Annotated in this window: 30 protein-coding genes; 13 read left to right on the top strand and 17 right to left on the bottom strand. The window is 71.7% G+C overall.

The window, feature by feature from the left end; all coding sequences use genetic code 11:
• The first annotated feature begins 124 nt into the window (after window positions 1-124).
• Together OG698_RS04945 and OG698_RS04940 are read left to right on the top strand one after the other, a co-directional pair.
• Window positions 125-1,780 carry an amidohydrolase gene (locus OG698_RS04945; protein WP_406101639.1) on the top strand — a complete coding sequence of 552 codons (1,656 nt, stop codon included), beginning with the start codon at window positions 125-127 and terminating at the stop codon, window positions 1,778-1,780.
• Between the two features lie 52 nt (window positions 1,781-1,832).
• Entirely contained in the window at window positions 1,833-3,176 is a 1,344-nt protein-coding gene (locus OG698_RS04940) for an MFS transporter (RefSeq protein WP_406101638.1), read from the top strand.
• 48 nt (window positions 3,177-3,224) lie between these two features.
• Here the strand turns inward: OG698_RS04940 and OG698_RS04935 are convergent, their stop codons facing one another.
• From OG698_RS04935 to OG698_RS04915, 5 genes are all read right to left on the bottom strand, one after another.
• Complete coding sequence (locus OG698_RS04935; protein ID WP_399971721.1) at window positions 3,225-3,680, bottom strand: cyclic nucleotide-binding domain-containing protein; 456 nt, start codon at window positions 3,678-3,680, stop codon at window positions 3,225-3,227.
• Between the two features lie 91 nt (window positions 3,681-3,771).
• Window positions 3,772-4,515 (bottom strand): ankyrin repeat domain-containing protein, encoded by a 744-nt coding sequence (locus OG698_RS04930; RefSeq protein WP_406101637.1) that lies wholly within the window; start codon window positions 4,513-4,515, stop codon window positions 3,772-3,774.
• Window positions 4,512-4,748: a hypothetical protein gene (locus OG698_RS04925; RefSeq protein WP_406101636.1), complete on the bottom strand. Its 237-nt coding sequence runs from the start codon at window positions 4,746-4,748 to the stop codon at window positions 4,512-4,514. Before OG698_RS04925 ends, OG698_RS04930 begins: the two co-directional genes overlap by 4 nt.
• Entirely contained in the window at window positions 4,748-5,404 is a 657-nt protein-coding gene (locus OG698_RS04920) for a DUF3105 domain-containing protein (protein WP_406101635.1), read from the bottom strand. The genes OG698_RS04925 and OG698_RS04920 overlap by 1 nt, the downstream gene beginning before the upstream one ends.
• Before the next feature lie 128 nt (window positions 5,405-5,532).
• The gene (locus OG698_RS04915; RefSeq protein WP_399971729.1) at window positions 5,533-5,682 is read right to left on the bottom strand and encodes a hypothetical protein; all 150 of its coding nucleotides are present in this window, start codon (window positions 5,680-5,682) and stop codon (window positions 5,533-5,535) included.
• 145 nt (window positions 5,683-5,827) lie between these two features.
• Here OG698_RS04915 and OG698_RS04910 point away from each other — a divergent pair, with 145 nt between their 5' ends.
• A complete protein-coding gene (locus tag OG698_RS04910; protein WP_406101634.1) occupies window positions 5,828-6,040 on the top strand; it encodes a hypothetical protein in 213 nt (70 codons plus the stop codon).
• Between the two features lie 36 nt (window positions 6,041-6,076).
• On the opposite strand, the gene OG698_RS04905 is transcribed toward OG698_RS04910, so the two are convergent.
• Window positions 6,077-7,138 carry a cation diffusion facilitator family transporter gene (locus tag OG698_RS04905; protein ID WP_406101633.1) on the bottom strand — a complete coding sequence of 354 codons (1,062 nt, stop codon included), beginning with the start codon at window positions 7,136-7,138 and terminating at the stop codon, window positions 6,077-6,079.
• Window positions 7,139-7,231: 93 nt separating this feature from the next.
• On the opposite strand from OG698_RS04905, the gene OG698_RS04900 reads away from it, so the two are divergent.
• Together OG698_RS04900 and OG698_RS04895 are read left to right on the top strand one after the other, a co-directional pair.
• On the top strand, window positions 7,232-7,588 hold the full coding sequence (locus OG698_RS04900; RefSeq protein ID WP_406101631.1) for an ArsR/SmtB family transcription factor: 357 nt from the start codon (window positions 7,232-7,234) through the stop codon (window positions 7,586-7,588).
• A gap of 42 nt (window positions 7,589-7,630) precedes the next feature.
• The gene (locus OG698_RS04895) at window positions 7,631-8,095 is read left to right on the top strand and encodes an HIT family protein (protein WP_406101630.1); all 465 of its coding nucleotides are present in this window, start codon (window positions 7,631-7,633) and stop codon (window positions 8,093-8,095) included.
• A 19-nt stretch (window positions 8,096-8,114) separates the two neighbouring features.
• Here OG698_RS04895 and OG698_RS04890 read toward each other — a convergent pair whose 3' ends face one another.
• A complete protein-coding gene (locus OG698_RS04890) occupies window positions 8,115-8,642 on the bottom strand; it encodes a cupin domain-containing protein (protein WP_406101629.1) in 528 nt (175 codons plus the stop codon).
• Between OG698_RS04890 and OG698_RS04885 the strand changes: the two genes are divergently transcribed.
• On the top strand, window positions 8,641-8,775 hold the full coding sequence (locus OG698_RS04885) for a hypothetical protein (protein WP_406101628.1): 135 nt from the start codon (window positions 8,641-8,643) through the stop codon (window positions 8,773-8,775). The two genes, OG698_RS04890 and OG698_RS04885, sit on opposite strands and share 2 nt — an antisense overlap.
• Before the next feature lie 195 nt (window positions 8,776-8,970).
• On the opposite strand, the gene OG698_RS04880 is transcribed toward OG698_RS04885, so the two are convergent.
• Window positions 8,971-9,486 (bottom strand): GNAT family N-acetyltransferase, encoded by a 516-nt coding sequence (locus tag OG698_RS04880; RefSeq protein WP_406101627.1) that lies wholly within the window; start codon window positions 9,484-9,486, stop codon window positions 8,971-8,973.
• A 35-nt stretch (window positions 9,487-9,521) separates the two neighbouring features.
• Window positions 9,522-10,151, bottom strand: coding sequence for an alpha-ketoglutarate-dependent dioxygenase AlkB (locus tag OG698_RS04875; RefSeq protein WP_399971743.1), 630 nt, complete (start codon window positions 10,149-10,151; stop codon window positions 9,522-9,524).
• An 89-nt stretch (window positions 10,152-10,240) separates the two neighbouring features.
• Between OG698_RS04875 and OG698_RS04870 the strand changes: the two genes are divergently transcribed.
• Entirely contained in the window at window positions 10,241-10,891 is a 651-nt protein-coding gene (locus OG698_RS04870; protein WP_406110847.1) for a TOPRIM nucleotidyl transferase/hydrolase domain-containing protein, read from the top strand.
• A 77-nt stretch (window positions 10,892-10,968) separates the two neighbouring features.
• Here the strand turns inward: OG698_RS04870 and OG698_RS04865 are convergent, their stop codons facing one another.
• Together OG698_RS04865 and OG698_RS04860 are read right to left on the bottom strand one after the other, a co-directional pair.
• Window positions 10,969-12,411, bottom strand: coding sequence for a vWA domain-containing protein (locus OG698_RS04865; protein ID WP_406101626.1), 1,443 nt, complete (start codon window positions 12,409-12,411; stop codon window positions 10,969-10,971).
• Window positions 12,408-13,277: an AAA family ATPase gene (locus tag OG698_RS04860; protein WP_406101625.1), complete on the bottom strand. Its 870-nt coding sequence runs from the start codon at window positions 13,275-13,277 to the stop codon at window positions 12,408-12,410. The genes OG698_RS04865 and OG698_RS04860 overlap by 4 nt, the downstream gene beginning before the upstream one ends.
• 208 nt (window positions 13,278-13,485) lie before the next feature.
• Here OG698_RS04860 and OG698_RS04855 point away from each other — a divergent pair, with 208 nt between their 5' ends.
• From OG698_RS04855 to OG698_RS04845, 3 genes are all read left to right on the top strand, one after another.
• The gene (locus OG698_RS04855) at window positions 13,486-13,983 is read left to right on the top strand and encodes a winged helix-turn-helix transcriptional regulator (protein ID WP_406101624.1); all 498 of its coding nucleotides are present in this window, start codon (window positions 13,486-13,488) and stop codon (window positions 13,981-13,983) included.
• 128 nt (window positions 13,984-14,111) lie between these two features.
• Complete coding sequence (locus OG698_RS04850; protein WP_406101623.1) at window positions 14,112-14,648, top strand: SRPBCC family protein; 537 nt, start codon at window positions 14,112-14,114, stop codon at window positions 14,646-14,648.
• Complete coding sequence (locus tag OG698_RS04845) at window positions 14,648-15,706, top strand: LLM class flavin-dependent oxidoreductase (RefSeq protein ID WP_100593280.1); 1,059 nt, start codon at window positions 14,648-14,650, stop codon at window positions 15,704-15,706. The genes OG698_RS04850 and OG698_RS04845 overlap by 1 nt, the downstream gene beginning before the upstream one ends.
• Window positions 15,707-15,842: 136 nt before the next feature.
• On the opposite strand, the gene OG698_RS04840 is transcribed toward OG698_RS04845, so the two are convergent.
• The 6 genes from OG698_RS04840 to OG698_RS04815 form a co-directional block, all read right to left on the bottom strand.
• Window positions 15,843-16,247: a VOC family protein gene (locus tag OG698_RS04840; protein ID WP_406101622.1), complete on the bottom strand. Its 405-nt coding sequence runs from the start codon at window positions 16,245-16,247 to the stop codon at window positions 15,843-15,845.
• Between the two features lie 83 nt (window positions 16,248-16,330).
• The gene (locus OG698_RS04835) at window positions 16,331-17,026 is read right to left on the bottom strand and encodes an alpha/beta hydrolase (protein WP_406101621.1); all 696 of its coding nucleotides are present in this window, start codon (window positions 17,024-17,026) and stop codon (window positions 16,331-16,333) included.
• 118 nt (window positions 17,027-17,144) lie between these two features.
• The gene (gene rocD, locus OG698_RS04830) at window positions 17,145-18,368 is read right to left on the bottom strand and encodes an ornithine--oxo-acid transaminase (protein WP_326772083.1); all 1,224 of its coding nucleotides are present in this window, start codon (window positions 18,366-18,368) and stop codon (window positions 17,145-17,147) included.
• Complete coding sequence (gene ddaH, locus OG698_RS04825; RefSeq protein ID WP_406101620.1) at window positions 18,365-19,174, bottom strand: dimethylargininase; 810 nt, start codon at window positions 19,172-19,174, stop codon at window positions 18,365-18,367. The genes rocD and ddaH overlap by 4 nt, the downstream gene beginning before the upstream one ends.
• 144 nt (window positions 19,175-19,318) lie before the next feature.
• Entirely contained in the window at window positions 19,319-19,822 is a 504-nt protein-coding gene (locus tag OG698_RS04820) for an Lrp/AsnC family transcriptional regulator (RefSeq protein ID WP_326772081.1), read from the bottom strand.
• Complete coding sequence (locus OG698_RS04815) at window positions 19,819-21,018, bottom strand: helix-turn-helix domain-containing protein (protein ID WP_406101619.1); 1,200 nt, start codon at window positions 21,016-21,018, stop codon at window positions 19,819-19,821. The genes OG698_RS04820 and OG698_RS04815 overlap by 4 nt, the downstream gene beginning before the upstream one ends.
• 123 nt (window positions 21,019-21,141) lie before the next feature.
• Here OG698_RS04815 and OG698_RS04810 point away from each other — a divergent pair, with 123 nt between their 5' ends.
• Genes OG698_RS04810 through OG698_RS04800 form a run of 3 tightly spaced genes read left to right on the top strand, consistent with a single transcriptional unit; the run spans window position 21,142 to window position 25,089 of the window.
• Window positions 21,142-21,735, top strand: a complete 594-nt coding sequence (locus OG698_RS04810) for an urease subunit gamma (protein ID WP_406101618.1) — start codon at window positions 21,142-21,144, stop codon at window positions 21,733-21,735.
• Window positions 21,732-23,417, top strand: a complete 1,686-nt coding sequence (locus OG698_RS04805) for an urease subunit alpha (RefSeq protein WP_406101617.1) — start codon at window positions 21,732-21,734, stop codon at window positions 23,415-23,417. Before OG698_RS04810 ends, OG698_RS04805 begins: the two co-directional genes overlap by 4 nt.
• A gap of 16 nt (window positions 23,418-23,433) precedes the next feature.
• The gene (locus OG698_RS04800) at window positions 23,434-25,089 is read left to right on the top strand and encodes an amidohydrolase (protein ID WP_406101616.1); all 1,656 of its coding nucleotides are present in this window, start codon (window positions 23,434-23,436) and stop codon (window positions 25,087-25,089) included.
• The last annotated feature ends 35 nt before the right edge of the window (window positions 25,090-25,124 follow it).

Genomic DNA, 25,124 nt, shown 5'->3' with positions numbered 1-25,124 from the left:
CTCAGCAGTACATCTAGTCAAGTCAACGTCGGCTGCTTATCGTCCATGCGAACGAATCATTCGCCGCGCCTGTCTGTGCGCGGCTGCCCTCATGGTCGTCCCACGGTCGAAAGCAGGCCCCTTCATGCACCACCCCCTCGATGACGCCGACCGCACGCTCCTGGTGACCGGCGCGGCGGTCGCCGCCGCCGGAACCCCCGTACGCGCCGAGGCACTCGCCGTACGCGGCGGCCGCGTCGTCCTCGTCGGCACCGCCGACGAGGCACGTGCCGCGCTCGGCGGCCGGATCGACGAGAGCCTCGAACTCGACGGCGGCCTCGTCCACCCCGGCTTCGTCGACGCCCACTGCCACCCCGTGATGTACGGACAGGCCCTGGCCTGGGTCGACTGCCGGCCCGAACGCGTCCCCGACATCGAGACCCTCGTCGCCGTCCTCACCGACGCCGCCCGCGAACTCCCCGCCGGAGTCCCCGTGCGCGGCTTCGGCTACGAGCACCGCAGGCTCACCGAACGCCGCCACCCCACCTGTCACGACCTCGACCGCGTCGCCACCGACCGCGAGGTGTACGTCATGAACGCCTCCGGCCACGGCGGCGTCGTCAACTCCCACACCCTGCGCACCTGCGGCGTCACCGCGGGCACCCCCGACCCCGAGGGCGGCAGCATCGGCCGCCTGCCCTCCGGCGAACCCGACGGACAGCTCTGGGACGCGGCCTGCGACCTGCTCACCGGACCCGGCGGCGTGAAGATCGGCAACCACGGACCGAACTTCCACCTCTCCGAACCCGACGCGATCATGGCCGATCACCTCCTGCGCGCCCAGGAGGTCTTCCTCGCCGCCGGCGTCACCACTGTCGGCGACGCCCAGGCCTCGCGTCGCGAGATGGAGACCTATCTGAGGGCCCGTCAGGACGGCTCGCTGCGCCTGCGCGTCTCCGCCTACCTCACGTCCGCGCTCCTCGACACCGCGCTCGACCTGGGCGTCGTGAACGGCTTCGGCGACGACCACTTCCGCGTCCAGGGCGTGAAGTTCTACGCCGACGGCACACTCGGCGGCTGGACCGCGTACTTCCCCGACGGATACGCGGCGGACTGCTGCCACCACGGGCAGCTCTACCACTCGGCCGAGGAGTACGCCGAGCTCGTCGGCCGCGCCCACCGCGCGGGCCTGCAGACCGCCACCCACGCCCAGTCCCCGTTCGCCATCGGCATGGTCCTCGACGCCGTCGAGAAGGCGCAGGCCGACCGAGAGCGGCCCGGCATCCGGCACCGCATCGAGCACTCCGGTCTGCCCACCGACGAACAGATCGTCCGCATGGGCGAGTTGGGCGTCGTGCCCGTCATGCAGCCCCAGCACCACCTGCGCACCGGCGACGGCACGCTCACCGCCGTCGGCGACCTCGGCCACCGCTACAACCCGGCGGGCGCCTGCCTCGCCGCGGGCGTGCCCGTCGTCTTCAGCTCCGACGCGCCCGTCGCACCGCCCGCCCCCCTGGAGGCGATCTCCGCGGCGGCCACCCGGCGCACCGTACTCGGCACCGTCCTTGGCGACGCCGCGCTGCGCATGCCCGTCGCGGACGGCCTGCACGCGCACACCGCTGCGGCGGCCGCCGCCCTGCACCGCGAACACGCGGTCGGCGCCTTGGCCCCGGGCATGCTCGCCGACTTCGTGGTCCTCGACAGCGACCCGCTCACCGCGGACCCGGCCGAACTCGCCTCCATCGGCGTGCGCGAGACCTGGATCGGCGGCGCCCGCGCCTGGGCCGCCCCCGGCCGCTGACCCTCCGTCCTCTCCCCTCCCCTTCCCCGCCTCTCCTGTCCCCGGAGGCTTCATGCCGACACAGCCATCCGCCACCCGACAGAGCCCGTACAGAGCCGCCTTCGCGGCCCTCGCCGGCACCTCCATCGAGTGGTACGACTTCTACGCCTTCGCCACCGCTGCGGCGATCGTCTTCGACGACGTGTTCTTCCCGCCGGGCATGTCGCCCTACCTCAAGACCCTCTCGGCGTTCGCGACCTTCGCCGTCGGCTTCCTGCTGCGCCCGCTCGGTGGCATCGTCTTCGGACACATAGGCGACCGCGTCGGCCGGAAGAAGACCCTCGTCATCACGCTCATGATGATGGGCGTCGCATCGTTCGCGATCGGCCTGCTCCCCACCTACTCCCAGGTCGGCGCGCTGGCTCCGGTCCTGCTCATCACGCTGCGCCTCATCCAGGGCATCGCGATCGGCGGCGAGTGGGGAGGCGCCGTACTCATCACGGTGGAGAACGCCCCGCCCGGCAAGTCCGCGTTCTTCGGCTCGTTCGCCCAACTCGGCTCATCCGTCGGCGCGTTGCTGTCGACCGGCGCCTTCAGTCTCATGAACCTCTTCGGCAACGACGCGTTCATGAGCTGGGGCTGGCGCGTGCCGTTCCTGGCGTCCGCGGTCCTGGTGATCGTCGGCCTCGTCGTACGGGTGAAGCTGGAGGAGTCGCCCGTCATGTCCGAGGTGCGCGACGAGCACACCGCCGCCGAACAGAAGCTGCCCGTCGTGGAGGTCTTCCAGAAAGCGTGGCGCACGGTCCTCATCGGCGTCTTCGCCCTGGCCACCGCGACCGGCGGCTACTACGTCGTGACCAGCTTTCTGCTCTCGTACGGCACAGGTGACCTCCACCTGTCCGAGTCCATGCTCCTCAACGGCCTCACCCTGGCAGCCTTCCTGGAACTCCTGGTCACGCCGTGGCTGTCCTGGCTGGCGGACCGGATCGGCCCGCACAAGGTCGTCATCGCGGGCCTGGCCGGCGTGATCGTCCTGTCGATCCCGCAGTTCATGGCCCTCGGCACCGGCAGTGTCGTCCTGATCTGGCTGATGATGCTGGCGATGCGCCTGGTGATGTCCGCGCTGTACGGGCCCATCGCCTCGATCCTCGCGGAGGGCTTCGCCCCGCACGTCCGCTACACCGGCATCTCGCTGTCCTACCAGATCTGCAACATGGTCTTCGGCGGCCTCGCGCCGCTCGCGGCGGTCTCCCTCGCCGCGGCCGCGGGCGGCCACTACTGGCCGACGGCACTCATGCTCATGGCCATCTCGGCCGTCGGCATCTGGTGCACGGCCCGACTCCGGCACCTGCGGGTGCCGCAGCCGGGAGAGGGTCTGTCCGAGGTGACGGAACGGGAGGTGGCGAGCGGGGTCTGAGGGCGGCTGCGGCGGTGCGCGGCCCGCGCGGTTCGGTTGCGGCCGGTGTCAGATCGGTTGCGTCCGGTGGATGGTGTACTGCTCCATGAGCTTGGCGCGGGTCGCCCCGAGCCGGTACGCCAGGATCTCGGCGACGGTACGAATCAGGGTCATGCCCAGCGCCGGATCGGTCTCGCAGAGGTCGCGCACCGCCTGCGCGTCGAACTCGTAGGCGCGCACGGGGCTGAACGCCTCGGCGCCGAAGTCCCACTTGTGCGGCGGGAACAGCCATGACCAGCCGAGCAGATCACCCGAGCCCAGCGAGGCGACCGTCACCTTCCTGTGCTCGGTGACCTGCTGGTCCAGAGAGACCGCGCCCGAGCGCACGACCCAGAACCGGTCGGCGATGTGGCCCTCCTCGAAGATCCGCTCGTCCTCGTCGAACGACACCTCCTTGGCGAGCGTCATCAGCCGTTCGCGGTGCTCGTGAGGAAGGGCGGTCAGCAGTCGCGTCGCGTTCGTCATGGAACAGGCCTCCTCGCCGAGGTTCCCCAACCTCCATTGGAGCCGCCACGGGCCGATTGAGCACCCCGGGAGCGGCACCGAATCGCACGGATCACGTGGAGTCACCCACCGGCTTCGCTGCGACAGCGGAAAGCCACTCGACGACGTCCGTGGCCTCCTGCTCGCGCGCGACGTCCAGAGGCGTCTTGTCGCCGTGGCCGACCCGGCCGGGATCCGCCCCCAGTCCGTACAAGTACTGGGCGGTGGCCAGGCGGCCGCCGTGACAGGCGCACCAGAACGCGTCGGCCACCTCCTGCGGCGTCGGCGGTTCCGCGGCGGCCCCCCAGGCCCTGACCCGGTCGATCAGGCCGAGCGACGCGGCCTGATCGAACGTGACGTGGGCGCCGTGCTCCACGAGCCGGAACGCGGCGCGCCACTGCCCGAAGGCGCAGGCGTCGGCGAGGGGCGTGCCGTTGCCGATGACCGCGCCGGGCGCCTCGATGTCCGCGCCGGCCGCGACGAGGGCGTCGACGGCGGCGACGTCGTCACTGCTCGCCGCCCAGTGCAGGGGCGTCTCGGTGTGTGCGCCGGAGAAACGCGCGTCGGGGTCCGCCCCGGCCTCCACCAGGGCGGCGATGACCTGGGCACCGTTGGGGAAATGGCCGGGCCAGTCGGTCGCGATGTGCAGCAGTGTGCGGATCCCGGAGCAGTTCGGGCGGGCGGTCTCCGCGATCGCGGCGGAGGCCAGCCCCGGGTGTTCGGCGAGCAGGTGGCGCAGGGCCCGTACCTCACCCCGGCGGATCGCCGCCGTGGCCGCGACGGCGATCGGGTCCTGCGAGTCGAGCGTGGTCGTCATGCGGGTGCCTTCTGCCGGGGCGGGACGGGCGACCGGGCGAACCCCGCGTCCGCTGAGCCGACGGCCGGCGGCTCGGCCGAAGACGGCTGCCCGGCGCCGCTGCCCGGGGTGGCCAGAACCCACAGGGCCAGGGCGACGGCGACGAGGACGGCCGCGCCCACGAGGAGCAGCCGGACGGGAGCGGGCCGCCCGGCCGCCTCACCGGACCCGGCGGTGTCCGTCGAGGCCGTCATCAGCTCCCCTCCAGGCCGTTGGTGCAGGCGGCGCCGGGCTCGGGGGTCTGCGCACCCTGCACGTACTTGGTGAAGAACTGCTCGACCCGCGGGTCGGAGGCCTTGTCGACGGTGAGCTGGTGGCCCCACGCGGACAGCATGATCGGACCGGCCTGGCCGTCGACCGGACTCATCAGCGAGTAGGGCGTCTTGGCGACCCTCTCGCCGAGCTTCGCGACGTCGGCGTCACCGGCCTTGCCGTTGTAGGTCACCCAGACCGCCCCGTGTTCGAGGGAGTGCACGGCGTTCTCGTTCGGTATGGCCTTGGTGTAGACGGTGCCGTCGCACGTCATCCAGGCCTGGTTGTGGTCCCCGCCGACGGGCGGATTCATCTTGTAGGTGACGGCCTTGGTGACATGGTTGCGGCCGAGCTTCTTGGCGTCCCAGCTCTTCTCGCCCCGCACGGGCTTCTTCGTCGCGGCCGTCTGCTGGTCGTCCTTGTCGTTCGCGCTGTTGATGGCGTACGCGCCGAAGCCGACGAGCCCGGCGACGATGACCGTGCTGAGGGTGAGGGTGATGATGCGGTTGCGCCGGTCGCGGGCCTGCTGGGCGCGGCGCATCTCGTCGATCCGGGCCTTGCGTGCGGTGGCCGCGGCCTTCTTGCTGGTTCTGCTCATGGGTATGACTCCTCGCCGCCGCGCGGTGTCGTGGCGCGGCGGTCCTGCGGGACGGGTGATGTCGTGGTGTGCGCGAGCGCGCGTGCGGCACGGCGGGGCGTTGGACGCCGCGCCGGCCCGACATCGGCCTAGGTCCGCTGGACTTGGAGGACGTGGAGATCGGGGGCGGTGCCGGAGGGCGGGAGGCCCGAGGTGCTCGGGAGCGGGGCTTCCGCCATCGCGGCGGCGGGCATACGGGGCAGCACCGCCGGATGCGGCTGGGCGGGAGCGGAGAGCACGGCGCGTACACCCCGGGAGACCGGGTCGCAGCACCTGTCCCCGTCCGGACAGGTGCCCCGGCGCGCGACGGTCTCCGCAGTGTGTGGGTGTGCGGACCGCGCGTGGTGCTGAGCCGCGACACCAGCCGTAACAGAAGTGACAGAGGTGACCGAGGCAACTGAGGTGACTGCGGGAAGCGAGCTGTCCGTCATGCCGTCGGTGCCGTGGGCGGCAGGGCCCAGGCACATCACCAGCGCCGCGAGCAGCACGCTCAGCGCGGGACAGAGCGCCGCGATCCGCGTGGCCCACCACGCGCCGCGCCTCGCACGCTGCGTCCTGCTTCCCATCATCACCGGTGATGTTAAGCGGTGCCTGTGAGTGCTCTGTTGACCAGGGTGCGCAGTACGACGGCCTTTACGCGGAGTGGTGGGCGAGTACCGCGTGCGGGTCGGGCACGCCGGGGTCGGGCGCGGGGTCGGCGTGCACCAGAGCGCCGGTGAGCTTGGGGACGGCGTGCAGCAGGGCGTGCTCCGCGGCGACCGCGACCTCGTGGGCTGCCCGCACGCTGAGCGCGCCGTCGACGACGATGGCCACCTCGGCGCGCAGCCGGTGCCCGATCCAGCGCATCCGCAGCTCACTGACGGCCAGCACTCCGGGTACGTGCTCCAGGGCGTGCTCGGCGCTGTCCACGACGGCCGGGTCGACGGCGTCCATCACCCGCCGGAAGACCTCACGGCAGGCGTCGCGCAGCACGAGAAGGATGGCGGCGGTGATGGCCAGCCCCACGATCGGGTCGGCGAGCCGCCAGCCGACGGCTGCGCCGCCCGCCCCGATGAGCACGGCGAGCGAGGTGAACCCGTCCGTACGCGCGTGCAGTCCGTCGGCGACCAGCGCCGCGGAGCCGATGTCACGGCCGACGCGGATGCGGTAGCGGGCGACCCATTCGTTGCCGAGGAACCCGATCACGGCGGCCGCGGCCACGGCCGGCAGATACGTGATGTCGCGCGGGTTGAGGAGCCGGTCGGCGGCCGTCCACGCGGCGAACGCGGCGGAGGCGGCGATGGTCAGGACGATGACGAGCCCGGCGATGTCCTCGGCGCGCCCGTATCCGTAGGTGAAGCGGCGGTTGGCGGCCCGCCGGCCCAGGACGAAGGCGATGCCGAGCGGCAGCGCGGTGAGGGCGTCCGCCGCGTTGTGGACCGTGTCGCCGAGGAGCGCGACCGATCCCGAGAGCACGACGACGACCGCTTGCGCCGCCGCGGTAACGCCCAGTACGGCCAGCGAGATCCACAGGGCGCGCAGGCCCCGGGCCGAGGCTTCGAGCGCCCGGTCGGTCTTGTCGGCGGTTTCGTGGGAGTGGGGGGTGAGGACGTGCGTGAGCCGGTGCCGCCACCGGGCGGCTCCCGACGCGGGGCCGTGCTCGTGACCGTGGTGATGCGTGCTGTCGTGGGGTGCGTGTCCGTGCTGAGGGCTCAAGGGTCGGGCCTTCCTGGACGGGGGTGGAGGGCAGGGGCCGGGGGACCGGGGCCGAGGTGGACACCGGAAGGTGTCTCGCTCCATTATGTGCGTATGAGCGCACGCATGCACCTGTCACCTGCGCACGGTGCGCACCCGCAAGACCCGAGCGGCGAGCAACTGACATACGCCGCGGACCTCCTCGGCCTCCTCGCCGACCGCACGCGTCTCGTACTGCTGCACACGCTCGGCAAGGGCGAGGCGGACGTCACGACGCTCACCGAGGCGTGCGGCGCGGCTCGCCCCGCCGTCAGCCAGCATCTGGCGAGACTCCGTCTCGCGGGCCTGGTGACCGTCCGCAAGGAGGGTCGCCGCATGATCTACGCGCTGCCCGACGGGCATCTGCGACGCCTGGTGAGCGAGGCGCTGAACCTCGCGGACCATCACCTCGGACGTCACCCCCTTGCGTAAGGGGGGTGCGAGGGCGCGGATCGGGCTCCTAGGATCCCCGGCATGACGGATCACGACTGCTACCCGTGCGGCAAGGAAGCGCAGTTCGCCGGTCTGCCGCCACGCGAACGCATCGCCTTCGACGAGCACTGGCGGGTGGTCCACGCCGTCGGAACGGCGCTGCCCGGTTGGCTGGTGCTGCTGCCGCGACGCCACGTCACGGCCGTCCACGACCTCACCGACGCGCAGGCCGCGACGCTGGGCGTTTGGCAGGTCAGGCTCTCCCGCGCGCTGCGGAGCGTGACCGGCTGCGAGAAGACCTACGTGGCGCAGTTCGCCGAGGCCGAAGGCTTCTCGCACGTGCACTTCCACGTAGTGCCCCGACCGCCAGACCTCCCGCAGGAGCGCCGCGGTCCCGGCGTCTTCGCGATGCTCGGCCGGCCGGAGGAGGAGTGGGTGACGGACGGTGAGGCGGACCGGATGGCACGCGCACTCCGGGCACATCTCCGCCCCGATCCGCCTCTGTGACCACGATGGTGACGTGGCGTCAGTTGTCTGCCGGGGAAGGGGAATCCTGGTCGAGTACGTACAGCTCCGGCAGGTTCACGACGATCGCCTCCTGCGTGCTGCGCGCGATCACCACGACCGCCTCCTCGTCCGGGCTCGGGTTCTCCTCGCGGTGCGGGACGTAGGGCGGCACGAAAATGTAGTCGCCCGGTGCTGTGCGCAGCCGGATCTCTTCGGGGGCGCCGCTGGAGTCGTCCAGGAACACGAACTCCGGGTGGCCCTTCACGACATGGATTGCCGTCTCCGAGGCGCCGTGGTGGTGATTGGAGGAGGCGGTGTCGGGGGCCACGTGTGTCTGGCCCATCCAGATGCGCTCGGAGCCGACCGTACTCCCGCTGATCGCCGCGAACCGCCGCATGCCGCCGGTCTGCGCGGTGTCGCCGTCCAGTTCGCCCGCGCGGATGTGGTGGAGCCGGGCGCGGAGCGGCGGTGGCGCGTCATGGTCCGAAAGGTCGGGGTGGAACGCGTCGCGCTCGGGGGAGTCGCCGGCGTGTGAAGGTGTGGCCATGGCAGTCCTGCTCGTCGTGGGCGGGCCGTCGGCGGTGGCCCGGCGTGGGGTGCGGCGGGCGCGCGCCGGTGTGGTGGGTGTCGAAGACGACGGAGACAAGGTTGCTCCCGGCTCGCTCTGTGCCGAGCCGTGAACGCTCAAGATCCACGGCCGACCGTAAAGAGCCGGTCGAACGGATGTCAAGGTTTGTCCGTTGCCGTCGCTACGAGTCCTGATCGCCGCCGGAGCCGCGTCGGGCGGTGGCCCGGCCGGGGTGACTGACGGGCCGGACCTTGAAGCCCGCGCGGTTGCCCAATTCATCGTCAGAAGCTCACGGGATACGAGGAGTTCATGAGATCCGAGGCGCCACGTACGCGCGCATCCGGGCGAGCCGGCCGTCGGCGGTCGTCCAGTCGGCGGTGGACGTGCCGGCGTAGCGCCAGCCCGCGCGCTCGTAGAGCCCGACGGCGGCGCTCGCGGCCGTCTCGACCTCCAGGACCGGTGTCTGCCCGCGGGCGGCGCCGGTCTCGATCGCCCGGGTGAGCAGCAGGGCGGCCACCCCGTGCCGCCGGGCGCCGGTGCTGACGAAGAGCCGAGCCACGGCCACCAGGCGCCGCTCGGGCAGCCCCGCAGCAGAGGCCAGGGCAGGTCCCGGCGGGGTGAGCGCCATGTGCCCGACGACATCGGTGCCCGCCACGACGACCCATGCGTCGGTCATCCCGTGCGGGGTCAGCCAGCCCGCCGGATCGGCGGGCCAGTCCACCGGATAGCGGTCGGCCGCCTGGACTCCTGCGAGCGCCTCGACGCAGCTGGGCAGATCGGCGTCGGCGCGCCGGCGCACCGTGAGTTCGTTCGTGTCCGTCATGGCAGGGATCCTGGCATCCGGGCGGCCTCGCGGGGTCACTGCACCCCGTGCGGCCGGAACTGGACACTGATCCGTCCGCCCGCGGCCCGCGTCGTCTTCGGGATGGCGTGCTCCCACGTCCGCTGGCAGGAGCCGCCCATCACGATCAGGTCGCCGTGGCCCAGCGGCCGGCGGACCACGCTGCCGCCACCGCGCGGGCGCAGCAGCAGGTCACGCGGCGCACCCACGGACAAGATGGCGACCATGGTGTCCTCGCGGGCGCCGCGGCCGATGCGGTCGCCGTGCCAGGCGACGCTGTCACGCCCGTCGCGGTAGTGGCACAGCCCGGCCGTGGTGAAGGGTTCGCCGAGCTCGGCCGCGTAGTGCGCCGACAGTGTCTGCCGCGCCTCGTCGAGGACGGGGTGCGGTAGCGGCTCGCCCGCGCCGTAGAAGGCGAGCAGGCGCGGCACGTCCACGACCCTCTCGTACATCTGTCGCCGCTCGGCCTTCCAGGGCACGTCCGTGGCCAGCTGCTCGAACAGGGCGTCGGCGCCGGTCAGCCAGCCCGGCAGCAGGTCGATCCAGGCGCCGTCGCCGAGTGCGGTCCTGCGGACCCCGTCCAGCGGGCGCAGTCGCACGTCGTCGCTCTGGTCGAACAGGGACCCCTGGAGTTGGTGCGTTGCCATGAGGTCAGCGTACTCCTAGATTCGAACGTGTGAGCTAATTCGCTGGACGGGGACACCCCGTGCCCTGCGAAACTGGGCCTGTGGACGAGATGAGGCGGTTCCGTCGGGCGGCCGGAGCGTGGGCGGCACGCGGAGGAGGCGACGGGCCCGCCGCGGAGGCGGCCCGCGAGCTGGCCGTCGCGGCAGGTGTGCGCAAGGTCGTCCTGGTCGAGGGGGAGAGCGACCTGGTCGCCGTCGAGGCGCTGGCCCGGCGGCGTGGACGCGGCCTCGACCAGGAGGGTGTCGCGGTGCTGCCGCTCGGTGGTGCGATGAGCATCGGGAGATTCCTCGCCGTGTGCGGCCCGGACGGGCTCGACGTCACTATCGCCGGGCTGTGCGACGCGGGGGAGGAGCACTACTTCCGCAGCGTTCTCGAGCGGACCGGCCCGCGCCCCCACCTCACCCACGCCGACATGGAGCAGCTCGGTTTCTACGTGTGTGTCGCGGACCTGGAGGACGAGCTGATCCGCGGCCTCGGCGCGGACACCGTGCAGGAAGTCCTGGACGTCGAAGGCGACTTGAGGTCATTCCGCACCTTCCAGAAGCAGCCGGCGCAGCGGGACCGGGGCGTGGAGCGGCAGTTGCGCCGGTTCATGGGGACGCACAGCGGCCGCAAGACGCAGTACGCGCGCTCACTCGTGGAACGGCTCGACCTCGACCGCGTTCCACGCCCTCTGGACAGGCTCCTCGCACATGTCTGACTCCGCCGGTCACCGCTGACTCCGGTACGCACGTCTCGCCCCGGCGCGCACCGTTTCCCCGTCGCCGCGAACAGCGTTCAAACAGGCAGCAGCCGCGCGATGAGCGCGCTCAGCTGCTGGGCGTTGCGGCACTCATACATCTCGACGATCTCCGCGTATGCGTCTGCCGCCGAGTCGCCGGTGTCCCACAGCGAGCGCCGTTCGGGGTTGAGCCAGTACACCTTGCGGGCGCGCCCGGCGACGTCCCGCAGCGCCCCCGTGTTGGGGTCGCTCATGTTCGTACGGCCGTCGCCCAGGACGAAGACGGTGCTGCGCGGGCCGACCGCGTCGGTGTACCGCTCGGCGAACTCGCCGAGTGAGGTGCCGTAGTCGCTGCTCCCGTGCCAGCCGGTCACGGCCGCCGCCGTCAGGATGCGGGCACTGAGTCCCTCGGGCCCGGCGGTGTCGCGGCCGATGAGGTCGGTCACCTCGTCGACGCGGTTGACGAAGGCGAACACCCGCACCTTGCTGAACTGGTCGTGCAGCGCCTGCACCAGCAGCATCGTGAAGTTGGCGAACCCCGCGACCGAGCCGGACACGTCGCACAGGAGGACGAGTTCGGGGCGGGCCGGACGGCGGCGGCGCAGCACGGGCCGCATCGGGACGCCGCCCGTCGACAGGGACCCGCGGAGCGTGCGGCGCAGGTCGATCCGCCCGCGCGCGGCCCGGCGCCTGCGGGCGGCGAGGCGGGTGGCCAGCTTGCGGGCCAGGGGCTGAACCGCCCGGCGCAGCTCGTCCAGCTGGGCGCGGCCCGCGATGAGGAAGTCGACACGGTCGGCGGTCGGTGCGATGGCGCGGCGGGCGATCTCGTCGGTGCCGCGACGCTCGGCGACCCGGCGCCGCGCCTCGCTGCCCACGCGTCCGCGGAACGCCTGGATGCGGCGGCGGATCTCGTCCGCCTGGAGCCGGTCGGTGAACTCGTCGTCGCCGGTGGCCCCGGCCCGGATCCCGGCGAGGATCCGGGCGAGCAGGGTCTCCGGGCGCAGCCGGGCGAGCGTCTGGTGCGAGGACCAGCCGTCCGAGCGGCCCGACGGACCCGATCCCCCGGACCCACCCGAGCCGCCCGCCCCGTTCGCGGTGCCGTAGCCGCCGAGGCCGTCCACCGCCTCGGCCGCCAACTGGTCGAGCAACTCCTGGTCGTTGGCGGCGAGCGCGGCGGCGAGCCGCTCGCGCAGGTCGGCCGTGTCGGAGTCCTGCCACGGACTCCCCGGGCTCGGCTCGTGCCGTGTGTCCTGCGGGGCGCCGACACTCCGGGGAAAGTACAGATCGAAGACGGGGTCGAAGACGGCCCGCTGCCCCTCGCTGTGCAGCAGCGCCGCCGCCAGGCCCTCCCGCAGATGCTCGCGGTCGGTCAGGCCGAGCGCCTCGACGGCGAGCCCGGCATCGACGGTCTCGCCGGTGCCGATCCGGACGCCGTGCGAGCGCAGCGCCTGCACGAGCGCGGTGAGCCGCTCCGGGACGCCGGCCGCCGTCGCGCTCACACGGCGTCCAGGTCCAGCTTGGCCGCCGCCTTCAGCACGTCCTCCTGATGCTTGAGGACGACGCCGAGCGTGTCGCGTACAACCTGCTCGTCGAGCGTTCCGGCGCCGAGGGCGAGGAGTGTGCGGGCCCAGTCGATGGTCTCCGCGACCGACGGCACCTTCCGCAGGTCCATGGCGCGGAGCGCGCCGACCACCCGCACCACGCCCTGCGCCAGCGCCTCGTCGAGCCCCGGCACCTTGAGCCGCACGATCCGGCGCTCCAGCTCCTCTTCGGGGAAGCCGATATGGAGGAACAGGCAGCGCCGGCGCAACGCCTCGGACAGCTCGCGGCTCGCGTTGGAGGTGAGGACGGTGAACGGGCGGCGCGTCGCGCTGATCGTGCCGAGCTCGGGCACCGTCACCTGGAAGTCGCTGAGCACCTCCAGGAGCAGGCCCTCCACCTCGACGTCGGCCTTGTCGGTCTCGTCGATGAGCAGCACCTTCGGGTCACTGCCGCGGATCGCCGTCAGCAGCGGGCGCGGAAGCAGGAACTCCTCGCTGAAGATGTCCGTACGCGTCTCGTCCCACGACTCGTCGCGGCCCGCCGTGATGCGCAGGAGCTGCTTGGCGTGGTTCCACTCGTACAGGGCGCGCGACTCGTCCACGCCCTCGTAGCACTGGAGCCGGACGAGGGTGGCGCCGGCGACCTCGGCGACCGCCTTGGCCAGTTCGGTCTTGCCGACGCCCGCGGGACCCTCGACGAGGAGTGGCTTGCCGAGGCGGTCGGCGAGGAAGACCGTGGTGGCCACCGCGGGGGACGCCAGGTAGCCCGTCGCGGCGAGCCGCGCGGACACATCGTCGACGGACGTGAAGTACCCGGACGTCATGGGTGAGTCCCCTCCTCGTGCGGCGCCGCGCGCCGGCTGGTCCCGGCCACTGGATCAGTTCCGTGCCGGGCTCCACAACAGGGACGGGGCGTTTGCGTCGTAGGTCACGTGCCACAGCCGTACGGAACGCCCGAACCGGCCGGCTGCCGGAGTGTCCTCGGGGCCCGAACTGCTGGGTCTCAATCCGAGACCCTCGTATGCTGACGGCATGAGGCGGACCTCCTTTGCCAACTGGCCCTGCTCCATCGCCCGCACCATGGACCTGCTCGGCGACTGGTGGACGCCGCTCGTCCTGCGTGAGGCGTTCTACGGGATCAAGCGGTTCGACGTGTTCCAGGAGGAGCTCGGCATCGCGCGCAACACCCTGGCCGACCGCCTCCGGCGCCTCGTCGACGAGGGGCTCATGGAGAAGCGCGCCTATCAGCACGAGCCCGTCCGCTACGACTACGTCCTCACGGACATGGGACGCGACTTCTTCGGCGTGCTCGCCGCGATGAACCGCTGGGGCGACCGCTGGCTGGCGGGGGAGGCCGGTCCGCCCGTCGTGTTCCACCACGACCGGTGCGGCCACGAGGGCCATGCCGAGGTCGTGTGCAGCGAGTGCAAGGAGCCCATGACGGCCGAGAACACGCGGCCCCGCCTCGGCCCCGGCTATCCGCCCCGCCTCGCGGAGCGCCCCGACATCAAGGCCCGTTTCGCGGACTGACTCCCCGTCGTTCCGCCCTTCGGCGTTACCCCTTGACGAGTGAGTCTATCTACGCAACTCTCATGCTCAGGGTCGCTTTTTTACGGATCCGCCCAGTGAACTTCCCGCAGACGGAGAGGCAACCGGCAATGGAGTGGACGGGCGCGCGCTACGCCGACAAACCGACGGTCGAGGTCCGCAGAAGGGTTCAGGCGTCGCCGGAGCGGGTGTGGGAGTTCGTCTCCGACATCAACCTGATGCCGGCGCTCAGCGCCGAACTCCAGTCGGTCGCCTGGCTGGACGCGGCGGCGGGCCCCACGCTCGGCGCGCGGTTCCTCGGGCGGAGCAAGCACGAGTCGCTGGGGGAGTGGGAGACCACCTCGTATGTCGTCGCGTGTGAGGCACCACGCGAGTTCGCCTGGGCGGTCGAGGACCCCGAACAGCCCAGCGCCCTATGGAAGTTCACCCTGAACCCGCTCGACGACGGCGGCACCGAGCTGGCCCAGTGGATGCAGCTCGGCCCCGGCCGCTCCGGGCTCTCGTATGCGATCGACGCGATGCCGGAGAAGGAGCAGAAGATCGTGTTCGTGCGGCTGCGGGAGTTCGAGCGGAGCATCACCGCCACGCTCGACGCGGTCAAGGACCTGGCCGAGGGCGGCCCGGCTCCGGAAGGGCGGGGCGAGTGATGCGTACGTCTACGACGATCGAGGCCTCGGGCGGCAGCTGGCGCGAGACGGTCGACTTCGTGACCGAGGCCGAGCGGCTCGGGATGGACATCTGCTGGGTGGCCGAGGCGTGGGGCTCGGAGGCGCCCTCGCCGCTCGGATATCTGGCGGCGCGCACGGAGAGGATGCTGCTCGGCTCCGGGATCATCCAGCTCGCGACGCGCACCCCGGCCGCGATCGCCCGCGCGGCGATCACCCTGTCCAACATCTCCGAGGGCCGCTTCCTGCTCGGACTCGGACCGTCGGGACCGCAGGTGATCGAGGGGCTGCATGGCGTCCCCTTCGCGCGGCCCCTGTCCCGTATGCGCGAGACCGTCGAGATCGTCCGGCAGGCCGTCGCGGGGGAGAAACTCTCCTATGAGGGACGGGAGTTCACCCTCCCGCTGCCCGGCGGCGAGGCGAAGCCGATGCGCCTGTCGATGCGCGCCGAGCACGACCTGCCCGTTTACCTGGCCACACTCTCGCCCAAGATGCTGCGGCTCACGGGCGAGGTCGCAGACGGCTGGCTCGGCACGAGTTTCGTGCCGGAAGGTGCGCAGGAGGCCTACTTCGACCATCTGGACGCCGGGCTCGCCGCGGCCGGCCGCAAGCGGTCCGACCTGGACATCTGCCAGGGCGCCGAGGTGGCGTTCGCGGACGACGAGGACGCGCTGCGCGCGATGGTCGCGGGTCGCAAGAAGGAACTGGCCTTCAGCCTGGGCGGCATGGGATCCGCGACCACCAACTACTACAACAACGCCTACAGCAGGCAGGGTTGGGCCGACACGGCGGCCGAGGTCCGCGCGCGGTGGCAGGCCGGCGACCGGGACGGCGCGGCGGAACTGATCACCGACGACATGGTCCTGGCCACCACCCTCATCGGCACCGAGCCAATGGTCCGCGAACGCCTGCGGGTCTGGAGCGCCGCGGGTGTCGACACGGTCCGCCTCTACCCGGCCGGCGACACCCTGGATGCCCGTCTGACCACCCTGGGCAGGGCGCTGGATCTCGTACGGGACGTGGGGCGCGAGGAGCGCTAGGGCCTCTCGTTCGGATCACGCGGGCTCGCGGGGTCCGGCACGCACTGCCCCGGGCTCGCGGCTTCGCTCGAGCAGAGGACCCCAGGCCCCCGCTCCCTGATCCCTGATCCACCCCGATCCAAACGAAAGACCCTGGTCAGGATGTGTGCAGGTCCGCCGTTTCCACGTAATTGCTGAGCTCGATCAGGTTGTCGTCCGGATCCCGCACGTACACGCTGACGATGGGGCCGGTGGCGCCCGTGCGTTCCACCGGTCCGTCCTCCAACGGGACGCCGTGGCTTGCCAGTTCGGCGATGATCCGCTTGACGGGCTCGTCGACGATCAGGCACAGGTCCGCGCTGCCGGGCGTGGGGCGGGCCGCCTTCGGCTCGAACTCGTGGCCCGCCTCATGGAGGTTGATCTTGCTGTGGCCGAAGGTCAGGGCACGGCGGCCGCCTCGGAAGGTGACCGCCTCCATGCCCAGGACCTTCGTGTAGAAGGCCACCGTGGCGTCGAGGTCGTGCGCGGTGAGGACGAGGTGGTCGAGTCGGTCGATGCGCATGGCGTAAGCCAATCAAGCATCGGGCGGCTTGTCGACGACCGCCTGAGCCGCTGTCGGTCCGCTGCGGAGCGCCGGCCCAACCGCTAGCCGGGGAGTTCGTTCGCCGCCTTTTCGATCAGGTCGGCGACCGGGCCCGGCTGCGAGGCCAACGAAGCGTGCCCTGCGGCGAGTTCGATGACGGCGCGCGGGCTCATCCGCTCGGCCATGCGGCGTTCGTTGGCCGGATCGATCATGCGGTCGTCCGTCGACACCTGGTACCACGTCGGCTTGATCCGCCAGGCAGGGGCGGTCACATTGTCCCCGAACGTCGAGGCCAGGGGTGCTTTCTGGGTGACGGCCATGACGAGGGCCTCGTCCGCGGGCAGGTCCTGGCAGAAGCTCTCGTGGAACTTGTCCGGCTTGATCCACAGGTAGCCGTCAGAGTCGGGTGCGAGGTTCTCGATCGCCGCGGGCGGCAGTTCCTGGCTGATCTGCCCAGGGCTCTCGCCTGCATCGGGCGCGAATGCGGCGACGTAGACGAGGCCTGTCACGTTCGGCAGGTCGCCCGCCTCCGTGATGACGGCGCCGCCGTAGGAGTGCCCCACCAGGAGTACGGGGCCGTCCACCTGCTTGACCATCTTGCGGGTGCGTTCGGCGTCGTCCGCCAGGGAGGTCAGGGGGTTCTCCACCGCGTGCAGAGAGCCGAAGCCGCGGTGGTGCAGCTCCATGATGACCTTGGCCCAGTGGGCGGCGCCGCCCCAGAACCCGTGCACCAGAACGACAGTCGGCTTGTCGGCCATGACGACACACCAATTTCGATCGGGGACAGCGGTCCTTTCCACGCTAAGCCCGAGGTCACGGCCCGGCCACCGCTGACGGTGGCCGGGCCGGTCTGCCGATCGCGCCCGGGTCCAGGGGCTAGCCCAGCACCCTCCCCAGCGCGGCGAGCGCCGACTCCAGTTCTTCGCGGGTGATGGTCAGGGGCGGGGCCAGGCGGATCGTCGAACCGTGGGTGTCCTTGACCAACACGCCCTCGTCCAGGAGGAGTTCGCTGATCCGGCGGCCCGTGCCGATGGCCGGGTCGATGTCGACGCCCGCCCACAGCCCGCGGGCCCGGAAGGCCTTGACTCCCTTCCCGGTCAGGGCTTCGAGCCCGGCACGCAGCACCTCGCCCAGATCCGCCGCCCGGCGCTGGAATTCACCGGTGGCGAGCAGGTCGACGACGGCGGAGCCGACCGCCGCGGACAGCGGGTTCCCGCCGAACGTGGAACCGTGCTCGCCCGGCCGCAGCACCCCCAGGACGTCCCGCCCCGCGACGACCGCCGACACCGGCACGATGCCGCCGCCGAGCGCCTTGCCGAGGAGCAGCATGTCGGGGCGTACGGCCTCGTGGTCGACGGCGAGCGTGCGGCCCGTGCGGCCGAGCCCCGACTGGATCTCGTCGGCGATGAACAGGCAGCCGGCCCGCCGCGTGAGATCGCGTACCCCGGTGAGATAGCCGTCGTCCGGGATGACCACCCCGGCCTCGCCCTGGATGGGTTCGAGCAGGACGGCCGCCGTCGTCTCGTCGACCGCCGCCTCCAGCGCGGCCAGGTCGTTGTAGGGGACCACGCGGAAGCCCGGTGTGAACGGCCCGAACCCGGCGCGGGCCGACTCGTCCGTGGAGAAGCTGACGATCGTGGTCGTCCGGCCGTGGAAGTTGCCGTCGGCCACGACGATCGTCGCCCGGTCCGCGGGGACGCCCTTGACCTCGTACGCCCACTTGCGGGCGACCTTGACGGCGCTCTCCACGGCCTCGGCGCCCGTGTTCATCGGCAGCACCATGTCGAGCCCGGTCAGCTCCGCGAGGCCCTCGGCGAAGCCGGCCAGACGGTCGTTGTGGAAGGCGCGCGAGGTCAGCGTGAGCTGGTCGAGCTGACGGTGGGCGGCCTCGATCAGGGCAGGGTGGCGGTGGCCGAAGTTGAGGGCCGAGTAACCCGCGAGGAGGTCGAGGTAGCGGCGGCCCTCGACGTCCTCGACCCAGGTGCCCTCGGCGCGGGCGACGACCACGGGCAGCGGGTGGTAGTTGTGCGCGAGCACCGGCGTCTCGGCGCTGATCAGCTCGGCCGACGAACGCGGGGCCTGGACGGGGGCGACAGTCATGAACGGATCTCCTGGGTGCAGCACTTGATGCCTCCGCCGGCCTTGTGGAACTCGGAGAGGTCGACGGGGACGGGGACGTATCCGCGGTGGGCGAGCTGTGCGATGAGCCCGGTGGCCTGCGGGGCGACGAAGACATGACGGCCGTCGGAGACGGAGTTGAGGCCGAAGGCCATCGCGTCGTCGCGGGTGGCGAGCACGGCGCTCGGGAAGAGCCGCGTGAGCACCTCGCGGCTCCCGGCCGAGAACGCCTCCGGGTAGTACGCGATGGTGCCGCCGTCCGAATCATCTGGATCATCTGGATCGCCGGGGTGATCGAGGGCGAACAGCGCGGTGTCCAGGTGGTAAAAGTACGGATCGACCAGGCGGAGTCCGATGACCGGTACGCCGAAGAACTCCTGCGCCTCGTCGTGCGCGGCACGCGTCGTACGGAATCCGCTGCCCGCGAGAACGTAGCGGCCCGCCGGTACGAGGTCGCCCTCACCCTCGCAGACCGACTCCGGGCGGTGGACGTCGTAGCCCGCCGCCTTGAACCACGTCTCGTACTCCGCGGACTCGGGGCGGCGTTGCTCCGCATGGAAGTAGGAGCCGAGGACGCGGCCGGCCACGACGAGCGCCGAGTTCGCGGCGAACACCATGTCGGGCAGGCCCGGGACGGGTGGCACGGTCTCCACGGTGTGTCCGTGCGCGCGGTAGGTCTCGATGAGGTTCTGCCATTGCGCGATGGCGAGCGCGGTGTCGACCCGCACGTCGTCACGCATCCACGGGTTGATGGCGTACTGAACGTCGAAGTATCGAGGCTCGCACACCAGATAGCGCCTGGGCACAGACGGGTACCTCCGCTTCCAGCGGGACAACGATCAGAGGGTGTCTCCACGGTAGGAAGCGGCAGTCGCGCTCGACAAGAGCATTTGGATGCGTGAGTCCGCAGTAATGCTGCGCAGATGGGGAGGTCAGCGCTGGTTTGCTGCGTCGTCCGGGGCGGGCTCGCGGGCGCCGGCCTCCGCACTGTCCGGCAGCAGATGGGAAAGGACCATGTAGCTGATCGTCTTGCGGATGAACGGCTCGGCCCTGATGCGTTCGAGCACCTCTTCGAAATGGCCGACGTCCGTGGCCCTGACGTGCAGCAACGCGTCGGCGCCGCCCGTCACGGTCATCGCGGAGGTGATCTCCGGGTGGTTGCGCACGACTTCGGCGAGCCGACGAGGCGGCGCCGCGCCGTCGCAGTACACCTCGACGAACGCCTCGGTGCTCCAGCCGAGCGCGGCCGGCCGGACCGTGGCGGTGTAGCCGGTGATGACGTCGTTCTCCCGCAGCCGGTCGGCGCGCCGCTTGACCGCGGTGGCGGACAGGCCGATGGCCGCGCCGATCTCCGCGAAACTCGTCCTGGCGTTGGCGATCAGGGCGGCGACGATCTTGCGGTCGAGGTCGTCGAACGCGACGTGCTTGCTGTTCATGGCCGGTGGTCCTTCTCGTGCTGGTCACGGGCGCGCAGGGCGAGGGCCACCAGGGCGGCGTCCTCGGGGCGCCGCACATCGCGGCCGGTCAGCTCGGCGAACCGGTTGATCCGCTGCTGGATCGTGTTGCGATGGCAGTACAGGGCGGCCGCGGTGTCCGCGACGGATCCCGTCCCGGCCAGGTGCGACCGTACGGTATCGAGCAGGCGCCTCGTCTCGCCGGCGGGCACCGCCTCCGTGTCGAGCCCGCTGAGTACGTCGTCGGCGAGATCCCGTCCGAAGCCCTCGGCGCGGTGCACCAGGACGTCGAGCCAGCTGTCCTCGAGGCGCCGGGGCCCCGCGGCGTCCGCGGGCAGCACGCGCGCCGTGGCCGTCGCGAGGACCACCGCACGCGGCACCGCGGCGAGCCCCGCCGCGGCGGAAGCGACCCCGCACGCGGTCTCCTGGAGCAGCGCGAGCACGGTCTCCGCCGTGGTGCGCCGGCCGAGCTGCACGGTGAGGACCACGTCCGACGCGACCTCCTGCAACTGGACGGGAGCCTCGGCCGTGCGCAGCGCCGCCGCGGTCCTGCGCAGCCCCGCTCCGTGCTGCGGGGGCGCCACCGCGCACAGGAAGCGGTCGTCGGCCTGGAAGCCGAGGGCGAGCGCCGCGTCCCGCACCACGGTCGGATTGCGCCCCTCGCTGTCCAGGAGCCGGGCGAACCACATGCGCCGCTCGTCCGCCGCGCGGCGTCCCATGTCCAGGATGGTGCGCTGGTACGCGGTCATGATCCCGGTGACGTGCTTCTCCACGGCCTCCCACACGTGGTACGCGGACGTCACCAGCTCGGCCTTGTCCTCCTCGCCCGCCTTGTCGACCAGAGCCGCCCAGACGACGCGGAAGTCGAGGCGCGCCGCCGCGAGGAGGGAGTCCAGAGCGACACCCTGGCGGGCGCGCCTCTCGCCGATCTCTTCGGAGACCGTGGCGATGCGCTCGGGCAGGGGCAGACAGGCGACCTTGCGCAGCAGGTACTCGAACGCCTGCCAGGCCGTGGCGCGGAAGTCCTCCTCCGAGACGCGGTCCGCGTAGGAGGCACGGACCGGCCGTACGCAGTCCACCCACAGGCCGACGAGGCTGTCGATGTCCTCGAGGCAGCGCCGGGCCAGCTCGGTGACCCGGGGATCAGGAGGTGGGAAGAGGACGGGCTCACTGTTCATGTGCACAATCCTGGCCGCCCCATCGGCGCCAAATCAACGTTGGCTTCGCGCCGGACCCCGTGAATTCTTGGAGTGTCCGGCAGGCCGTGGCCGGAATTCCACTGCATGGAGGGCCGGGTAGCTGTGCATTTGACCCCTCGAGAGCTGGAGCGGATCCAGCTGTTCACCGTCGCGGAACTGGCGCGCCGCCGCAGGGCGCGCGGGCGCCGGCTGAACGCGCCGGAGTCGATCGCCCTGATCTGCGACGAGGTTCTCGAAGCCGCCTGGGACGGCCTGAGCCTCGACGAAGTGATCGCGGCGGGCCGCAAGGTCCTCACCGAGGACGACGTCATGGACGGGGTGCCGCAGATGGTCACCACGATCCAGGTCGAGGCCCTGTTCCCGAGCGGTACGTCCCTGGTGGCGATCGACCACCCCATCTCCACCACGGGCGGGAGCGGCGGACCCGGGCCGGGAGCCGTCCGCACCGCACCCGACCCGGTCCTGATCAACACCGGCAGGCTCCGCTCGCGGCTGACCATCCGAAACAACGGCGACCGCACCGTCTACCTGTCCTCGCACTACCCGCTCGCCGAGGCGAACGCGGCTCTGGAGCTCGACCGCGAGGCCGCCGCGGGCCTGCGGCTCGACATCCCGGCGGGCACCGCTCTGTCCTTCGAACCCGGTGCCGTGCGAGAAGTCGACGTGGTGACGGCACGCCATGAGGAGGCGTCATGACGCAGGTCGACCGCCGCACGTACAACGCTCTCTACGGGCCCACGACCGGCGACCGGATCCGGCTCGGCGACACGTGCTTGTGGGTCGAGGTGGAACAGGACGACGGCACACCGGGCGACGAACTGCTCGGCGGCTGCGGCAAGACGGTGCGCGACGGACTGCTCGCATCGCCGCGCTCCGAGCGGGACTCCGCGCTCGACATGGTGGTCGCGGGAGTGGTCCTGATGGACCCGGTGCTGGGCGTCCGCAAGACCGACATCGGCATCAAGGACGGTCGGATCGTCGCCGTCGGCGGCGTCGGCAACCCGGATGTCATGGACGTCGACTTCGCCATCGACTCCCACACCTCGGTCATCCCGGGCGAGGGACTGATCGCCACCCCGGGCATCGTGGACAGCCACGTCCACCTCTCCTCGCCCGAGGTGGCACCCGCCGCACTGTCCGCCGGAGTCACCACGCTCGTCGGCATGGGCCTCGGCGGAGTGTGGGAGATCGGCTGCAACCCGGCGCACAACCTGCACACCCTGATGGCGTCCTGGCGCGGCACCCCGCTCAACATCGCCTTCCTCGCCCGCGGCTCCTCCACCTCGCGCGCCCTGCTCGACGAATCCGTACTCGCGGGCGCCGGCGGCTTCAAGATCCATGAGGACTTCGGCGCCACCCCGCGCATCATCGAGACGTGCCTGGGCGCCGCGGAACAGGCGGACCTGCCCGTCGCCATGCACACCGACTCCATGAACGAGTCCGGCTATCTGCGCGACACCATCGGCGCCACTCGCGGCCGTACCGTGCACGCCTACCACGTCGAGGGCGGCGGCGGTCACCCCGACCTTCTGGAGATTCTCTCCGAGCCCAACGTGCTTCCCTCGTCGACCACCCCGACGGTTCCGTACACCGCCAACACCGTCGGCGAGCTGTTCCCGATGACGATGACGGTCCACCGGCAGAACCACCACTCGCCCAGCGACATCGAGATCTCCAAGGGCCGCATCCGAGGCCACGCCATCGCCGCCGAGAACGCCCTGCACGACCTGGGCGCGATCAGCATCGTCAACTCCGACTCCATGGGCATGGGCCGGATGGCCGAGACCGTGCGCAGGACCTGGCAACTCGCCCATGTGCAGGCCCTCGCGAACGGCGCCGGGGGAGTGGAACACCCCGCCAACGCACGGGCCTTGCGCTATCTGGCGAAGATCACCCTGAACCCGGCGATCGCGCACGGCCTGGCCCACGAGGTCGGCTCCCTCCAGCCGGGCCGCATGGCCGACCTCGTCCTGTGGCACCCCGCCTGGTTCGGTACCAAGCCCGAACTCGTGGTCAAGGGCGGCTTCGTGGCCTGGGGCAACACGGGATCGGGCTCCGGCTCCACCCGCCTGACCCAGCCCCGCACCTACCGCCCCTACTTCGGGGCACTCGGCGACGCCCCCGCACGCCTGTCCCGGATCTTCGTCGCGCAGGCCGCCCTGGAGGACCGGGCCGCCCGCGCCGCGCTCCCGCAGGGTCTGCAGTACGCGCCGATCGTCGGCGCACGCGGACTGACCCGGGCCGACATGCTGCACAACACCGCCACGCCACGCGTCCATGTGCCGCGCGAGCCCGCTCCCGTCCTGGTCGACGACGTCCCCACCGGAACCGACGCCGTCACCGAACTGCCCCTCGCCCAACTGCACCACTTCGCCTGAGGGACGGACCCACCCCATGCTTCTCGATCTGCTGGTGCGCAACGCGCGCATCCTCACCCTCGACGACGACCGGCCCACCGCCCGCAGCCTGGGCGTCCTGCACGGCAGGATCGCTGGACTCGACGAGGACGTCGAAGCCCTGCCCGCGCGGCGCGTCCTCGACGCGGGCGGCGCCACCCTCGTCCCCGGATTCAACGACGCCCACTGCCACACCGCGTGGTTCGGCCTCACCCTCGCCCAGCTCGACCTGTCCAAGGCCCGGTCGGTGGACGAGGTGTACGCCGCCGTCGCCGACCACGCGGAAGGCCGGCCGCAGGACGCGTGGGTGATCGGCGCCGGGCTCGACCACCACAAGCTCGGCGGCGTCCAGCCGCACCGCGACGCACTCGACCGCGCCGCGGGCGGCCGCCCGGTGTGGCTCAAGCACACCTCCGGACACGCCTGCATCGTCAACTCGCCCGTCCTGGAGAAGGCCGGAGCGCTCGCCGACGGGTTCGCCGACCCCACCGGCGGAGTCGTCGCCCGAAACGCGGACGGGCGGCCCAACGGACTTCTCGAAGAGACCGCGCAGCAGCTCGTCCAACGCCAGGTGCTGCCGTACCCCGTGGCCGCCCTCGCCGACGCCATCGGCGCCGCCACCCGGCGCTACCTCGCCGAGGGCATCACCAGCTTCACCGAAGCGGGCATCGGAGGCGGCTGGATCGGGCACAGTCCGGTGGAGCTCGCCGCCTATCAACTTGCCTGTGACGGAGGCCAGTTGCATACGCGGGCCCAGGTGATGGCCGCCTCCGACGTGCTGCACCCGCTCACCGCTCACGCCGACGACGCCATCACCCTCGGCCTCGACCTCGGCATGCGCACCGGCTTCGGCGACGACAGGCTCTCGCTGGGACCCGTAAAGATCTTCCTCGACGGCTCGCTGCTCGGCCGCACCGCCGCCGTCACCGAACCGTTCTGCGGCTGCCCCCACGACACGTCCGCCACCGGATACTTCCAGGGCGACCCGGAGGCAATGGCCGACACCGTGGTGGCCGCGCACCGGGCCGGCTGGACCGTCGCCGCCCACGCCATCGGCGACCGGGCCGTCGACCTCGCACTCGACACCTTCGCCCGCGCCCAACGAGCCCACCCACGCCCCGACGTGCGCCACCGGATCGAGCACGCCGGAGTCGTACGCCCCGACCAGCTCGCCCGCTTCGCCGAGCTGCGCGCCGTGCCCGTGCCGCAGCACAACTTCCTGTACGCCTTCGGGGACGCCATGGCGGCAGCGCTCGGGCCGCAGCGCACCCCGTGGTCGTACCGGCTGCGTTCCCTGCTCGACCTGGGCATTGTCGTGCCCGGCAGCTCGGACCGGCCGGTCGCTCCCGGCGCCCCGCTGCCCGCGATGCAGTCCATGGTGGAGCGCCTCACCGAGACCGGCGCGCCCTATGGAGCGGACGAGAGCGTCACGGCACTCGCCGCGCTGCGTGCCTGGACGGTCGGCTCCGCGCACGCCACGGGCTACGGCGACCGAAAGGGCGTCCTCCGCCCCGGTTACCTGGCCGACTTCACCGTGCTGGACGCCGACCCCACCAGCATCTCGCCGGACCGCATCGGCGCGATCCGGATCCTGGCCACCTCCGTCGGCGGCACCGTCGCCCACGACCCGCTCGGCATGACCGCCTCCGCCTGAGGCCCGCTCCCCGCTCCACCGTCCCCCGACCGCCC

Source organism: Streptomyces sp. NBC_01003, from assembly GCF_045162695.1.
Classification (GTDB): domain Bacteria; phylum Actinomycetota; class Actinomycetes; order Streptomycetales; family Streptomycetaceae; genus Streptomyces.
The sequence above is the reverse complement of the archived record's forward strand: the minus strand, read 5'-3'. Positions and strand labels throughout refer to the sequence as shown.